Annotated in this window: 10 protein-coding genes; 6 read left to right on the top strand and 4 right to left on the bottom strand. The window is 38.6% G+C overall.

The window, feature by feature from the left end; translation table 11 throughout:
* Nucleotides 1-295: 295 nt before the first annotated feature.
* Nucleotides 296-1,237 (top strand): DUF1186 domain-containing protein, encoded by a 942-nt coding sequence (locus PN471_RS22240; protein WP_271778679.1) that lies wholly within the window; start codon nucleotides 296-298, stop codon nucleotides 1,235-1,237.
* A gap of 251 nt (nucleotides 1,238-1,488) precedes the next feature.
* Here the strand turns inward: PN471_RS22240 and PN471_RS22245 are convergent, their stop codons facing one another.
* Nucleotides 1,489-3,201 (bottom strand): diflavin flavoprotein, encoded by a 1,713-nt coding sequence (locus PN471_RS22245; RefSeq protein WP_271778699.1) that lies wholly within the window; start codon nucleotides 3,199-3,201, stop codon nucleotides 1,489-1,491.
* 181 nt (nucleotides 3,202-3,382) lie between these two features.
* Entirely contained in the window at nucleotides 3,383-5,101 is a 1,719-nt protein-coding gene (locus PN471_RS22250) for a diflavin flavoprotein (RefSeq protein ID WP_271778680.1), read from the bottom strand.
* A 718-nt stretch (nucleotides 5,102-5,819) separates the two neighbouring features.
* Between PN471_RS22250 and PN471_RS22255 the strand changes: the two genes are divergently transcribed.
* The 5 genes from PN471_RS22255 (at nucleotide 5,820) to PN471_RS22275 (ending at nucleotide 14,453) form a co-directional block, all read left to right on the top strand.
* The gene (locus tag PN471_RS22255) at nucleotides 5,820-7,001 is read left to right on the top strand and encodes an acyltransferase family protein (protein ID WP_271778681.1); all 1,182 of its coding nucleotides are present in this window, start codon (nucleotides 5,820-5,822) and stop codon (nucleotides 6,999-7,001) included.
* Between the two features lie 260 nt (nucleotides 7,002-7,261).
* A complete protein-coding gene (locus PN471_RS22260; RefSeq protein WP_193894057.1) occupies nucleotides 7,262-7,903 on the top strand; it encodes a hypothetical protein in 642 nt (213 codons plus the stop codon).
* A gap of 142 nt (nucleotides 7,904-8,045) precedes the next feature.
* Nucleotides 8,046-8,825: a pentapeptide repeat-containing protein gene (locus tag PN471_RS22265; protein ID WP_271778682.1), complete on the top strand. Its 780-nt coding sequence runs from the start codon at nucleotides 8,046-8,048 to the stop codon at nucleotides 8,823-8,825.
* 474 nt (nucleotides 8,826-9,299) lie between these two features.
* Nucleotides 9,300-13,511 carry a DEAD/DEAH box helicase gene (locus PN471_RS22270; protein ID WP_271778700.1) on the top strand — a complete coding sequence of 1,404 codons (4,212 nt, stop codon included), beginning with the start codon at nucleotides 9,300-9,302 and terminating at the stop codon, nucleotides 13,509-13,511.
* Between the two features lie 318 nt (nucleotides 13,512-13,829).
* Complete coding sequence (locus PN471_RS22275; RefSeq protein ID WP_271778683.1) at nucleotides 13,830-14,453, top strand: 4Fe-4S single cluster domain-containing protein; 624 nt, start codon at nucleotides 13,830-13,832, stop codon at nucleotides 14,451-14,453.
* A 129-nt stretch (nucleotides 14,454-14,582) separates the two neighbouring features.
* Here the strand turns inward: PN471_RS22275 and PN471_RS22280 are convergent, their stop codons facing one another.
* Both PN471_RS22280 and PN471_RS22285 read right to left on the bottom strand, forming a co-directional pair.
* The gene (locus PN471_RS22280; RefSeq protein ID WP_271778684.1) at nucleotides 14,583-15,278 is read right to left on the bottom strand and encodes a DUF305 domain-containing protein; all 696 of its coding nucleotides are present in this window, start codon (nucleotides 15,276-15,278) and stop codon (nucleotides 14,583-14,585) included.
* A gap of 181 nt (nucleotides 15,279-15,459) precedes the next feature.
* A complete protein-coding gene (locus PN471_RS22285) occupies nucleotides 15,460-16,299 on the bottom strand; it encodes a procyclic acidic repetitive family protein (RefSeq protein ID WP_271778685.1) in 840 nt (279 codons plus the stop codon).
* Between the last annotated feature and the right edge of the window lie 18 nt (nucleotides 16,300-16,317).

Here is a 16,317-nt window from a genome sequence, read left to right on the forward strand (position 1 = left end):
ACGAAAATCCCTCGTTTCAGGCTTTTGGTGATTAACTTCTGCTCAATAGCGAGCGCTCAAAAATCATCAAAAAAATCACGTTAAAATGCCCGAAACCCATACCCCATATTTGGTTGATTCTGTCAATGCGTAAGTCCTATAACAATATGTTATTCCGTGTTTTTTTGTTTTGAACGGGTAACTATAGCTACATTGCTTTATTTATAATAAATCAAGCAAAAATGGTATAATACGTACTTTATGCTTCTCGCGGAGGCATAAGCACGGCCTTTTTTTAGTCAACCCAATATTTGATATGCAGTTAGAAAAAATTTTATCGGAACTAGAAAACAATACTGGAGTATTTCCTCGTCTAGCTGTGGAAAGAGCTATTGCAGAACAGGAAGCTATTACTCCTTTGTTGTTAGCAACCTTGGAAGAATGCAAAAACAATCTGGAGGAATTACTTGAGGAAGAAGAATATATCTTGCATCTTTATGCTTTATATTTATTAGCACAATTTAGAGAAGCTAAAGCTTATCCGCTAATTATTGACTTTTTTTCAATTCCGGGGGATATCACACTAGATTTCACTGGAGATGTAGTCACGGAAGACTTAGCAAGAATTCTGGCTTGTGTTTGTCATGGAAATATTGAGCCAATTAAGCAACTAATAGAAAATCAAGAAGCTAATGAATATGTTAGAAATGCGGCTCTACAATCTTTAGTCGTTCTCGTTGTTCAAGGAATGCTTCCTAGAGATCAGGTTATTCAATATTATGAAGAACTTTTTACAACTAAATTTGCGAATGAACCTGATGATTCGTTTGTTTGGACTCATTTAGTAATTAATAGTACGGATATTTGTCCTATTGAATTAAAGGAACATATTGACAAACTTTATGAACAGGATGTAATTGATAGGTGGTTTATAAGTCAAGAGAATGTACATGATGCGGTTGAAATGGGTGTAGAAGCTGCTTTAGATAAACTGCGTAGTAATCAACGTTATTCTTTGATTGATGACACTGTATCAGAAATGGAATGTTGGGCTTGTTTTCGAGCTAATACAGATAGTAAAAGGGATAGTTCGTCGCTATTAGAAAACTTTAATTCATCAAATAAAAACTATGTTTCCCCCATTGCTTTGGAAAGAGTTGATGGTTTCTCAAGAACAAATACAGATAAAGCTAAAGCTAATAAAAAGAAAAAAATGCAGAAAGAGTCTCGAAAGAAAAATCGTTCTAAGAAGAAATAATTTCCCAAGGGAGTCAGGACTTACGCAACTGGCACATTAGTAGGGTGCGTCAGATATTAACAATCTGGTTATTTGCAGTATTTATGCCGTCTGACACACCTTACAACAGATTTTTAGAAACCCCAATTAAGGGCGGGGAAACCCCAATTAAGGGCGGGGAAACCCCAATTAAGGGCGGGGAAACCCCAATTAAGGGCGGGGAAACCCCGCCCCTACAGGTTTTACAATATTAAAGTGAAACGGTATATTCTTTAATAATATGAACCTGTTTTTCGGTGGTTAATAGCAGTCATAGCATCTGGTTTGAGTAATTTACCATTGTCTACGGTTGCGTATATTACCCAATGATCACCGCATTCTAAACGCTGCTGCACTAGACATTCTAGATATGCACAGGCTTCTGTTAAAATGGTACAACCATTATCGGCTTCCGCTGTGGGGAAGTTAGCAAATCTGTCTTCTCCAGGTTTAAAACTTTTGCGGAAATGTTTCATGTATTCCAGGTGAATACCTTCAGGGAGAATATTGAGGACAAATTTACCGCCAGGATATAATAGTGATTCGACGGCTCGCTCTTTGGCGATCGCTACAGTAATTCCCGGTGGATTAAAAGTAGCTTGAGATACCCAAGCTCCCATCATCCCTGTCGAAAATTCTCCTTGTTTGGCGGCGATGACACAGACAGAACCAATAATCCTACCTACAGCTTGTTCTGTGGGGGTTGCAGCTTGTTGGGGAACGCGCACTTTCTTGGCTTTTCGCAAACTTTGAGCAAAGTCTGTACCGACTTCTTCGCAATATTTGAGAGTGACTTCATCTGGTTTAAATTTGACTTTCAAGGTATCAAAACCGAAACGATAGCCAGCGTCTCGGAGTTTGCATTCTACCAAGTCTAAAGCTTCACCACTCCAACCGTAAGAACCAAATACTCCCGCTGGTTTGGTGTTGTCTCCTGTGGAAAGGACGATACCCAAAGCGGTGTGAATAGGCGTAGGTGCGTGTCCACCTATGGTGGGAGTACCAATGATAAAACCATCTGCTTGTTCTAAGCTGGTGCGGATTTCGTCAGCGGAAGCAAATTCACAGTTGACAGATTTCACCGCAACGCCACCTTTGGTTAATCCTAACGCCATTGCTTGTGCTAAGGTGGCAGTGTTACCATAAGCGGAAGCGTAAAGAAGTGCTACGGATATTTCTCGATCTTTTTGAGCGCGACTCCATTCACCGTAGGATTTGGTTAGTTCGATTAAACTGGTGCGTACCAATGGTCCATGACCGACAGCATACATTCTTACCTGTAAATCGGAGATTTTCTCCAAAGCTGACTCCACATGGGTTGCATGAGGAGCCATCAGGCAATTAAAGTAATAACGTTGGTCTTCTTTGAAAGTTTCCCAATGATCATCAAATACTTCTTCTCCACAGATATGAGCGCCAAATAGCTTATCTGTAAAAAGAATTTGGGTTTGTTGGTCATAAGTACAAAGTGCTTCTGGCCAGCGGGGACTGGGAGTAGGTAAGAATTTCAAGACATGACCTTTACCTAAATCTAGGGTTTCTTTTCCCCGCATGACGAGAACTTTGATATCTTGGTCGGTGAAAGCAGCACGTAAATTATTCGCAGCGGGAAGAGAACAAACAAAGGTAATTTGGGGTGCGATCGCTAAAATTGCTTTTAAAGTAGGAATACGATTGGGGTTAAAATGTCCCAAAATTACATAATCCAACTTTTGCACATTAATAGTTTTCTGTAATGCTTCCAGATAAATTTCTGTAAATCCTTCGGCGGGAGCGTCTGTTAATGCAGTTCTATCGGCTTCTATTAAATAGCTATTAGAAGTAGTTCCCCGTTCTAGAGCATATTCAATTTCAAACCGCAACCGGGACTTACTACGCGATCGCATGACTTTTGTATTAGTAGCAATTGGTAGTATTTGTACGTCCCTGGGTCGGGAATCGCTCATGGATACTTGTTGGGTCGAAAAAATTTGAGAAACCCAATTTTTAGCTGATGCAACTGCATTAGAAAATGAATCTGGAAGTGTCATAGTTATTATGAAAGATGGGTAAATAAGAGGAGTCAGGAGTCAGAAGTCAGGAGAAAGAAAATTATCCAATGACCACTGACCACTGACAAATGGCTAATTAATAGTAATTTCCGACTTTGCGATGACGAACTGCGGTAATTCCATCAGGTTTGGAAACTTTGCCATCTTCAACTGTGCAGTATAAAATCCAGTGATCACTACATTCCATACTATTAACAACTTCACATTCCATATATGCGAGTGCGTCGGTAAGAATGGGTGAACCGTTTTTAGCAGTTTGGGTTTTTACGTCCGCAAATCTATCAGCACCGGGACTTAAACGTTTGAGAAAATGCTTTTTCAGGTCTTGATAGTTGCCTTCTTCCAGAACATTAAGAACAAAGCGATCGCCTACGTGCAATAAATTATCTAAAGCGCGATCTTTAGCTACAGCAATGGTGAAACCCAAAGGCTGTAAACTGGCTTGTGTCACCCAAGAAGCGATCATTGCACCGCTAACATCACCTTTTTTGGCAGTGACAATATACAAACCATTACTAATTCTTCCCAACGCTTTTTCCATATTCACGTCGAGAGATTTGATTTGTTTAATATTGCGTTCCCGTACTAACAATTGTCCCAAACCATTGCCGGCTTCTGTAAATTGTTTATAGGTGGAATCTGTGGGAGTTTCTTTAATCCGAATAGCGGGAAAAGCTTCCTTAATACCTAAATCAATAAATTTGCGTCTGAGAGTATCAATGGGTTCATCATCGCCACCATAGGACTCAAATAAACCCACAACTTGCTTATTTTTAGCAACTGCTAATAAAGAACTAATTGCGGCTTGTGCTTTAATTGCACTAGTAGAAGGCATCCCGACAATTAAACCAGATGCTCGACCGGCTAATTCTTGAATTTCTTGAATTTCTGCGGTGTTTAAATCCAATACTTCTACACCAACACCAGCTTTTTGCAACCCATCACCAATTGCGTGTGCTATGCGATCGCTATGTCCATAACCAGAGACATAAAACAAACCCACAGTAGTTTCTGTTTTTGCTTGTTTTTGACTCCAATTGTGATAATATTCTCTGAGAATATCCAGGTTATGATGTAATAATGGTCCGTGTCCATTGGCAATAATTTTGATTTCCCCAAGTTCACCCATTCTCTTCATTGCATTCAGCAAAGAACGAGCATTTGGACCCATTAAACAATCATAATAAAAGCGAAAATCAGCTTCAATTGCTTCTAAATCTTCATCGAAAGTGCGATCATCACAGAAGTGCATTCCGAACGCATCACAAGTGTAGAGAACTTGGGTTTGGCGATCAAAGCTAAAAATAGTATCTGGCCAGTGTAAATTCGGCGCACTGACAAATTCTATTTCATGATCTTGACCAATTTTGATGCGATCGCCACTTTTGACAATTCGCTTAGAAAAAGGTTCATGTACCAAACCTTCTAAAAATTGCAAAGCCACTTTAGAAGCTAAAACAGTCGCTCTAGGTGCTAACTGTAAAATATCTTCTACTAAGCCACTATGATCAGGTTCAGTATGGCTAACAATTATATAATCAATCGTTTTAGGATTAACTAAACCCTTGAGAGTCTCTAAATATAGTTCACGAAACTTCTGGTGAGAAGTATCAATTAAAACTGTTTGTTCACCTCTAATCAAATATGAATTATAGGTTGTACCATTTTGTAAACCAAATTCAATATCAAAACGATCCCGATCCCAGTCAAGAGAACGAATCGCAGTAGTGTTAGGGGCAATTTCTACAGTTTGTATAGTTAATCGGTTCTGAACGTTCTCTGAGATAGCTACCATTATTTCACAAGAGCAAATAAATAAACAATCATTTCTTCTGCCCCCCATTGTCGCTATTATTTTTTTTTAAAGCTGTAATGAAAAATATATTTCGGAAAATTAAAGTTGTCATCACAGATACAGTTTTTACAAAAGAAGGGAACAGATCAGAAACTAAATCTTTATAATTTATGTTTAAACTTTATTATTACTTGATATTTATTTTGTAACTTTCTTTTAGGATATGAAAAGGACATTATTGATGTCACAATAAAAGCGTTTTATACAAAGAGTGCATACGTAAATTTTATTTGCATACTATGATCAGGGGAACGGTAGAACCCAATTAAATAACCTATATTTATACTCAACATGGTTTAAATATGGATTTTTAAAAAATTACGAAAAACCTAAAAAGCCCTGGCGAATAGAATTCACGGCTACACAAACAAAGTCCGCCTGCGCGGACTAATAAAATCAAGGAATTTAAACTCACGCACCATCTGGGTTTTGCCTGTGTAGACGCGGTTTCTAACCGCCCGTTTAACTCTCTTTTATTAGTGTTATCTAGCTTCTATTTCATTCAATATTTAGTGACTTTTGTATAATTCCTAAACTTGTTGTGAGTTTCGCAAATGCTTAAAAAAGTTTATATCATATTTCTTCTTGATAATTTGCAACTCCAAAATGCAAATAGAGAAGAAACATCGGCACAAAAATAGTATAGGAGATTAGTTGCATGATTCAAGTGATCGAAAAATCCGTCGAAAAGAGACTTCATCTGCCTTATTTAGATGGATTAAGGGGATTAGCATCTCTATATGTTGTCCTCGTACATATTGAACCATCAATTGGGGGAAAATTGCCTATCCTGTGGTCATTATTTGCAGAAACCATGAAATATGGTGCATTTAGTGTTGTAATTTTCATTGTTCTTTCTGGTTATGTTTTGATGCTGCCCGTAGCGCGTTCCGAAAATGGTCAGTTATCAGGAAGTTTCATGAATTATATTAAGAAGCGATCGCGGCGAATTTTACCACCATACTACATAACACTGTTGATCTGTTTGCTATTAACAGCAATTATCTTGGGTTTAGAAAAAATTACCGATTTTCAATGGAATCCAGAAGCAGGACTAGGAGCATTTTCTCCCAGATTTTCTTGGATGGATGTCTTGCTTAAACTACTCCTAGTTCATAATCTTGACAGCAACTCATATCTAACTATTAACCCACCCATGTGGACTGTGGCTACAGAATGGCAGATATACTTTTTATTTCCATTATTATTGTTACCTATATGGCGACAGTTGGGATTATTTGGGGTTGTGATTATTACCTTTTTAATTGGGTTAACTCCTCTATATTTGTTGAATGGATTACTTGAATCAGCCAATCCTTGGTTTTTATGTATATTCTGTTTAGGAATGGCAGCGGCAGATATTGGATTTTCGCGAAAACCCCAGTTAGTAGCCCTCAGAAATTCCTTACCTTGGAGTTGGTTAGCTATTATTTTTACCTGTCTTGCTGTCATCACTGAATGGCGACGGCTAGGACTGCATATATGGATTAATCAAACTTTCGCCGGTTTAGCATTTGCTTGCCTATTTATTTCCTTAACCAAGTCAATAATAGAAGACAAACAACCATCTTTAATCCTACAGATATTACAACATCCTTTAGCGATCGCTCTGGGAACATTTTCCTATAGTCTCTATCTCACTCATGGACCAGTGTTAGTTTTTGTGCGTTACTTCCTATTTTACCTACCAATCTCACCAGATATGTTTGCCGCCGGATGTTATTTACTGGGTACGGTAATGTCACTGATTATCGCCTACTGTTTCTACTTATTTTTTGAGCGGCCATTTATGTCAAATTTCTTGAAAAAGCGAAAAATCAAAGATGCCGTAATCTCATAAAAGTCCCAGAAAAATAAAACCCTTTTGGTGCATCTAAAATATCTAATCCCAAATATTTTTACTTTCAGGCTGACTTATTTCCTATTAATACTTATAAATCAAACATCCTCCAGCAGAGGAATTAATCATCACCAATTAGCAAACCAGTCCACTTTAACGGTAAACTCATATATTGCAGATCCCCGACTTCTTTGCGAAATCGAGGATCTAAATCAATCTCAATCCAAAATGTTTACCCTCATGACTGGAGAATTAAGACTTTGGGCATAGAACTACGCAGTTTCGTATTTCTAGACAATCTGCAACCTCAACACGCCGCATACATGGGAACAGTAGCCCAGGGTTTCTTACCATTACCGGGGGATACATCCCTATGGATTGAAATTTCCCCTGGTATCGAAATCAACAAGATTACGGACGTAGCCCTGAAATCCGCTTCCGTTCGTCCTGGAGTGCAAGTAGTAGAACGGCTATATGGACTATTAGAAGTCCATTCTGGCTCTCAAGGGGAAACACGAGCCGCTGGAGATGCGATTTTGGCGTTCCTGGGGGTCAAAAAAGAGGAATGTATTAAACCTCGCGTAGTCTCTAGCCAAATTATCCGCAATATTGACGCTTACCAAACCCAACTTATTAACCGTACCCGACGAGGACAACTCCTACTAGCAGGACAAACCCTCTATGTATTGGAAGTTGAACCAGCCGCTTATGCAGCATTAGCAGCCAATGAAGCAGAAAAAGCAGCGCAAATCAACATCCTCGAAGTTCAAGCTGTCGGTAGTTTTGGCAGACTTTATTTAGGTGGCTCAGAACAAGATATTTTAGCAGGAGCAGCGGGCGCTTTAGCCGCAATTGACAACTCACCTGGAAGGGAAAATTCCCAAGGTAAGCGTAACGAATAAAGAACAAGATTGACGCAACTAACATATTAGTAGGGTGCGTCAAATGTTAAAAATCTGTTTATTCTTACCCCATAATCGAGTCTGACACACCCTACAAGAAATATTAAATGTGAAACTTGCATAAGTCCTAAAGGAGCAAAAAATGGCAAATCAACAACATCTCAATATATTACGATCAGGGGCAGTTACTTGGATAGAATGGAGAAACAAAAATTCCCAAATTGAAATTGATCTTAGCGGTGCAAATCTCCTAGGAGAAAACCTCCGTGGAGCAAATCTCCAAGGAGTAAACTTGAATAAAGTAAATTTAGCTCATGCTTTATTAGTACGAACTAATTTTAGTCGTGCTAATCTCAGTAATGCTATTTTTTATCAAGCCAAATTAATTGAAGCTAACTTGAGTCAAGCTAACTTGAGTATTGCTAATTTAAGTGGGGCAATTTTAACCCAGGCTAATTTAAGTTTTGGCAACTTTATTGGTGCTAATTTCAGTGGCGCAAATCTGGAAAATACTCTGATTACAGATGCTAATTTAATTGGTACAGATTTGCAAAACACTAATTTTAAAAACGCCGATTTATCAGCATCACAACTTATTCGCAGTAATTTAAGTTTTGCAACTTTAATTGCAGTTAATCTAATTACCGCTAATTTAAGTGAAGCAAATTTATATGAAGCCGAATTAATGACTGCTCAACTTTATCAAGCTAATTTACATAAAGCAAATTTAACAAAATCTCATTTAGGAAACGCATTTTTATCTAAAGCAAATTTGAGTGAAGCAAATTTAACGGAAGCTGATTTAAGTTGGGCAAATTTAAAAGGTGCGAACTTAGCAGGAGCAAATTTAAAAGGTGCAAATATTCGCGGCACAAATTTTCAGGGAGCAAATCTAAAAGGGACGATTTTAGAAAAAGATTAAGGAGGGAAAATAAATCCATGCACATTCAAAAAGTTATTATCAATAACTTCCGCTGCTTCGAGCATTTGGAAGTTAATTTAAGTAGGTTAACAGAGAAAATTAAAGGTATGAGACTTCCAAATAAAAAAATGTCCCAAAACTGATGCAAATATTCTCTCTCTGTGTACTCTGTGCCTCTGTGGTTCGTTTCTTGGGATAATTTATTTCTGGGAAGTCTCTATGTGAAGAAGAGCAACGCAAACTCATTTTTAACGCCCACCTACTTATGTGTTAAGTCCCTGGTAGATTACGGATATGGCTGCGCTAAAACAAAACTTAACGCACTATTTCAGGTTATTAAATGTTTAATGATCCAAACTTTGAGAAAATGTAGCAATTCATCTGATAATCTAAAAGGTAATATTCCAGTTAAAAGCTCAACTGCTTTTGCACATCTACACCAGATACCTAACAACGGTGTCAATTATTAGTACCATGCCCGATTTTAAAGCTAATTCCAGCCAACTACGAACACAACTCGCTAAAAAATACTTCGATTTATCCCCTGCTATCCAAAAGATTATCCAATTGTTTTCGATAATCTATGCACCGATAGATAAAGGTTCATTCCTCAGTTGTATTTCCCAAACTGCTGCCTTAGACGAAAAGAATAGACCTTGGACTACTACAACCCTCAATTACCAAATTGAAAAATTGGTAATAGCACTTTTACTAGTTAAGGAAAACAAGTTAGGTCCTGAATGCAATCCGTTACTCACAGAAATTGCTACTCGTCATGCAATAGAAACGGGAACATTCGAGATATTAGTTAAAGCCGTAGAGGAAAAACTACCTGTAAGTAATCACTGGAACAAGAATTCGCGGATGTTCCGCAGTCTGGGTCAGTGTATCAGAGAAATCCGCATTGGTCTTTACCGCCAAGACCTTAATTTTATTAATAAGCAAATTGAAGATTACCAAAATTACAGTAATCATACAGAAAAAATAGTCATAAAAAATATTTTTGAGCAGATATGCAATAACCCATTTGACGAAAATTGGTTTAAGACATTACCACAAGAATTATATGAACGTGGTATATCTAGCATCCTCTTCAACTCAACATTAAAATTGTCTGACTGCGAAGATGCGTTTATGATGCTAGACGAAGAATGTTGTGAATCTGAAAAATATGCTTCGGATTATCTAAATCTGGTTTTGACAGAACAATTCTTGTTACGGGGTGATACCGAAGAAGCACAGGATAGTTTAGAACGGATATCAGATGAATATCAAAATAACACAGCTACTTATTGGGGTTGGTTGAATTTTCTTCGAGGTGAAAATGAACAAGCCATTAAATATTATACAGATGCCCTCAAAGCTATAAAAAAAGCCACAGGCAAACGCTCAATATATTTTAATACAATGGGCGGCTTATTTTTTATCCTAGCATTGTTAAAAGATGGTTCAGCAGAACGCCTCAAAGAAGCAGAAGAGTATGCCACATTAATGTCTCGTGAATCAGATCATTGGCTCACGTTTATTTATGCCAGACTGAAAATGGTATTGCAAGTCCAGCGAGGTGATATTACTCAAAAAGAACTTGTAGTAAGTGCCTATATTGCTTCGGTGGAAGAAGAAAATAGTTTACAAACATTGTTTTGTTCTCTGTGCCTTTACTGGATGGATGCTGAGAGTGCTAAGAAAAGATTACCTGATTTATTAGAACCATTATATCGGCGATCGCTTGCATCCGGTTATTACTGGTTAGCAATGGAAAGCGCGGAACTCTTATCTCGACTCAAACCCAGTAGTAACTATAAACAACAAGCAGCAGCACTAAGAGAAGATAGTGGCATCCAAACCATAGTAGATGTAATCCAACCCCAAGCAGCTTGGGAAATGTGTCTTAATGCCCTCGCAAATCTTCAGAAACAACCACAAAAACCTGGCAAACCAGACTCAGAACTGCGGTTAGCATGGTTCATTACCTTCCATTCCGTTCAATGTAGTTTACAGCCCAAAGAACAAAAAGTTAATGCCAAAGGAGAATGGAGTAAAGGTCGTCCCATAGCCCTTAAACGTCTTAGCAGTGGATTAGCTGAGTTTGATTACGTCACACCCCAGGATATGCGGGTCTGTGGTTGTATTGAGGCATATAGTGAGGGCTATTATGGCAAAGTTGACTATATGTTTAACGAAAAAGCCATCCTAGCATTAATTGGACACCCCACAGTTTTTTGGGAAGATACGCCTAATATCCGGGTAGAAATCGTCAAAGGAGAACCAGAACTACTGGTGAAAAAAGAAAAACAAGGTCGTCTCACCTTGGAATTTTCGCCCAAATTACCAGAATCACAGAATATTCTGCATATCAAAGAAACCCCAACTCGCATCAAAGTTATTGAAATTAAAGCTGAACACAGACGCATTGCCGAGATTATTGGTAAAGATAACAAATTAAATGTTCCTGCGATCGCCGAAAAGCAAGTTTTAGCAGCCATTAATGCCGTCTCTGGTATCGTTACCGTCCATTCTGACATCGGTGGAGGCGCAGAAGGTGCGGAAGAAGTCCCCGCCCAAACACTACCCCACATTCACCTCTTACCTGCCAATTCCGGCTTGAAAATCACCCTGTTATCCCGCCCTTTTACCCAAGGTGGACCATACTTCCGCCCTGGTGCGGGTGGTGAAACAGTCATTGCCGAAATTGAAGGTAAACGTCTGCAGACTAAACGCAATTTAGCAGAAGAAAAACAACTCGCCCAAGCAGCGATAGCAGCCTGTCCCACCTTAACGCGAATTGAAGAACAAGATGGTGAATGGACAATAGAAGAAGCAGAAGACTGTTTAGAACTGCTGCTAGAATTGCAAACACTGGGAGACAGTGTAGTTATGGCTTGGCCGGAAGGCGAAAAACTGCGGGTTAGTCACAATGCAGACTTGAAAGACTTTAATTTATCAATTCAACGTCAACAAGATTGGTTTGCAGCCACCGGTGAATTGAAATTAAATGACGACCTGGTGCTAGATATGCAGCAACTCCTAGCACTTCTAGAGAAAACCCCCAGCCGATTTATCCCCTTAGGTGACGGTCAATTTCTAGCTTTAACCCAAGCTTTTCGCAAACGTCTCGACGAATTACGCATGTTTTCCGAAAAACATGGAAAAGGGATGCGTTTTCACCCCTTAGCCACATTGGGGTTAGAGGATTTTGTCGATGAAGTAGGTAAACTAAAAGCAGATAAACATTGGCAGGAACATATTCAGAAACTCAAAGAGGTGCAAGACCTGCAACCAGAACTCCCGTCTACGTTTCAAGCGGAATTACGGGACTATCAAATGGATGGTTTTTGTTGGTTAGCACGGTTAGCACATTGGGGTGTAGGTGCTTGTTTAGCTGACCAAATGGGATTGGGTAAGACTGTACAAGCTTTAGCTGTTATCCTCAGAAATGCCCATGAGGGACCCACTTTAATCATTGCCCCCACTTCTGTCTGTATGAATTGGGTGAGTGAAGCGCAGAAATTCGCCCCCACCCTTAATATTATGCAATTCTCAGGTGCGAACCGTCAAAAATTATTAGATGGGTTACAACCATTGGATATGTTGGTATGTAGTTATGGTTTATTGCAACAAGAAGAAGTAGCTCAAATGCTTGCTCAAGTGCAGTGGCAAACGATTGTATTGGATGAAGCCCAATCAATTAAAAATATGGCTACTAAACGTTCCCAAGCAGCTATGAACTTGAAAGCTAATTTTAAAGTGTTGACAACAGGAACTCCCATTGAAAATCATCTGGGTGAGTTGTGGAATTTGTTCCGCTTTATTAATCCTGGTTTATTGGGTTCTTTTGAAAGCTTTAATCAACGCTTTGCAAATCCCATTGAGAGATATCAAGATAAACAAGCACGTAATAAACTGAAAAAACTGATTCAACCATTTTTGTTGCGACGCACAAAAAATCAGGTGTTGGAGGAATTACCTTCTCGGACAGAAATTCTGCTTCATGTCGAGTTAAGTAAAGAGGAAAAGGCATTTTATGAAGCGTTGCGTCGTCAAGCTATATCTAAACTGAGTGAAAGTAATGCAGATGCAGGACAAAAACATTTACAAGTGTTAGCGGAAATTATGAAATTGCGTCGCGCTTGCTGTAATCCTAGTTTGGTGATGCCTGATACTGAGTTATCTAGTTCTAAGTTACAGCTTTTTGGTGAGGTGTTGGGTGAATTGCTAGAAAATCGCCATAAGGCTTTGGTGTTTAGTCAGTTTGTTGACCATTTACATATCATCCGCGATTATCTAGATAAACAAAGTATTAAATATCAATATTTAGATGGTAGTACCCCAATGGCAGAACGGAAAAGAAGCGTGGATGCCTTTCAAGCGGGGGATGGGGATGTTTTTCTCATTAGTTTGAAAGCCGGGGGTACGGGACTGAATCTAACTGCTGCTGATTACGTTATCCATACAGACCCTTGGTGGAATCCGGCTGTGGAAGATCAAGCATCTGACCGCGCCCATCGGATTGGCCAACAACGCCCAGTAACAATTTATCGCTTGGTGGCTAAGGATACTATTGAGGATAAGATTGTGGAGTTGCATCACCACAAGCGAGATTTGGCGGATAGTTTATTGGAAGGTACGGATATGAGTGGTAAGATATCAACGGAAGCTTTGCTGCAATTGATTCATGAAGGTTGATATTGTTATATATCGTTCCTTTGACGATCAATATAATCATTGATTAAAGCCTGGAACGCAATACTGTTCGGGCGATTCTTCTTCTTTGCGAAAATGCCGGGATTATGGTCAAGCCAGCCACAGGATATTTGCATTCTTTCATGCGATCGCTGCTGCGCGTTCATTCATCCCCTCCTGGGCAAAAGCTTAAAAAAACCTAAAGGTTAACTGCACAAAATAATCAAACTTTAAAAAGCTTATATTTTCTTTCTCCACACTTTTTCAGAGTCTCGCTATATTAGCAAGTAATAGGAAAAGTTGAAAAGGAGTTGAGAAAAGATGGAAACTAAGCCCATGAACCCATCTCTAGGACTCGCGGACATTCCCCCCGGTTATCTGAACATTATGGGTTATGTTGACCAATCAGAAGTTAATGGACCCGGTTGTCGGGCTGTTGTCTGGGTACAAGGTTGTACCCGGGAGTGTTCTGGTTGCTTTAATCCCGACTCCTGGGCATTTGAGATTAATGATTTAGTTGCTATTGATACCCTCGCTGAAAGTATTCTCAAAAATCCCCAGAATACGGGTGTAACTTTTTCCGGTGGTGAACCATTTTGGCAAGCACCTGCATTAACAATTTTAGCCAAAAAGTTAAAAGCAGCGGGTTTAAATGTTATGTCTTTTACTGGCTTCACTCTTCAACAATTACAATCTAATTCTGCACCTTCCGGTGCAAAAGAATTATTGGCAGAATTAGATATTTTGATTGATGGTCCTTTTGTCAAATCTCTAGCAATTAATTCTCCTGATTCTCCCGTTTCTTCTAGTAATCAAAAAGTCAATATCTTTAATCCAGAATTTGCAGACAAAATTACTTGGGCTAGTGATCAAATTGAAGTCCACATTCTCAAAGATGGTAATCGCATTGTTACAGGTTATCAAGGTTTATTGGAATTAAGCTAATTTTAGGGAGGCTGAAAAAATCAAGGTACGTTCGTTTTTCAGTCTCTCGAATTTGGAAATGCTAAAATTCTGCATATAACCAGCCGTAACGATTATAAATCAAGCGCAATATACGGCTTCCACAATGGTTCATACAGGCTTTGACTTATACCAACTTTGATACCATTGCTGCATTTGCTTAATTTCTGCCATTTGAGTTTTAATGATAGACCTAGCTAAATTACGGATTTCTGGTTTGGCAGTTTTTTTAACAATCATCTGTGACATTTTAATAGCCATACGATGATGAGGAATCATTTGACGAATAAATTCTTTATCAAAATCTGGTGCATTTTTTAATGTTTCTAAATCCATACTCATGCAGTGCATTTTACCATTCATCGGCATTTTCATTGTGTCTGGTGGATTCATCTGTTGGCACATATTCCCATGACCTGCCATCATTTCTTGATCAGTCATAGTCATTATAGGTACTTCTTTACCGTACCATGTCTTATACCAGGTTCTCATTTGTTCAATTTCGCGGGTTTGGTCTTTTTTGATAGCAACTGCTAGGTTCTTAATTTCTGGATGTTGTCCGCGAGTTGATGCGATATCAGCCATTTCTACTGCTTGCTGATGGTGCGGAATCATCATTTCGATGAAATGCTGATCTGTTTGCATCATCATTCCTTTGTTTGGGGGATTAGCTTGTTTAGATGAATGATGAGAATTGTGTTCAGAATTGGGACTTTGTGCTTGTGTGTTACTGACGATTAATAATCCACTCATAGCACCACTGCTTACTAACCCAATCAAACCATAAATCAAATTTTTGCCGTTCATAACTTGTTTTTCCTTGAAAATATGAAGATTTAACAGTAAAAGTCATTAAACCTAACTGTTGCAAATATTTGGAACCAGTTATGTGTTTAACTATAATTATAGCTTTGCATGGGAATATGAAATCCAGATGAAATGTTTTGTGATATTAATCTTTATGAACAAAATAACTGTCCATCAAGTTTCAACGTTTAAAAATTATCATTTTATTACCCACAACTGGACTACGGGCGATTATTTTCTCTTGAAAATCAACAAGTTCTAAATGGACAAAATTAAGTTCTTGAGAACGTTGTAATATATCCGCTGCTAGTTTGTCCTGTTGAGATTTTTCCAGCTTATACCAAATATCACTAATTTTCACAGTTAAATCACTAATACGAAAGTTAGCTTGCAGAGGTTTTATGAGTTGAGAAATAATATTTTTATCCTTCATATTTTTAACAGCAATGGTAATATCCGAAAACTGATTTTCAATTGCTGCTAGTAAAGCTTGTTCAGGTGTTAATTCAACAACTGGAGTCGGGGTAGTTTCTATAACCGGAGTTGGTATGACTTCCGGTTCAACAACTGGGGTGGGGGTTGGTATGACTTCCGGTTCTATAACTGGGGTTGGAGGTGGTTCTGGTTCTATAACTGATTTTGGTGGGATAACCGCTTCTACCAGGGGAACAGTTGCGACTTCCACAGATTTAGGAATAAACATCAATGTAGTTATTCCTATTGTCACCACAAAAATTACTGCAAAAATCCCTGTCAGCACCGTATCTGATACATTGTTAGATATATTTGATGGTAAAAATAAGCGGAATGTCCTTAAAAATCCATCCCAACGCGATAAAAAATTAGTTTTTTTCTGAGTATCAGCGGGTGTTTCTGTCTCCAGTTTAACTACTGTAGTTTCTAAAACACCAATTGTTCCCCGCAAAACTTGGATAATTGCCGTTTTCCAAATTGGTTGATTTTTTTGATAGAGTGTAGGTGCGGCTTCACTTCTTGGTTTTCTGCGTTGGTCTCCTGACATGGAACTTTTACCCAAATT

Source organism: Aphanizomenon sp. CS-733/32 (assembly GCF_028330045.1).
Taxonomy (GTDB): Bacteria; Cyanobacteriota; Cyanobacteriia; order Cyanobacteriales; family Nostocaceae; genus Dolichospermum; species Dolichospermum gracile.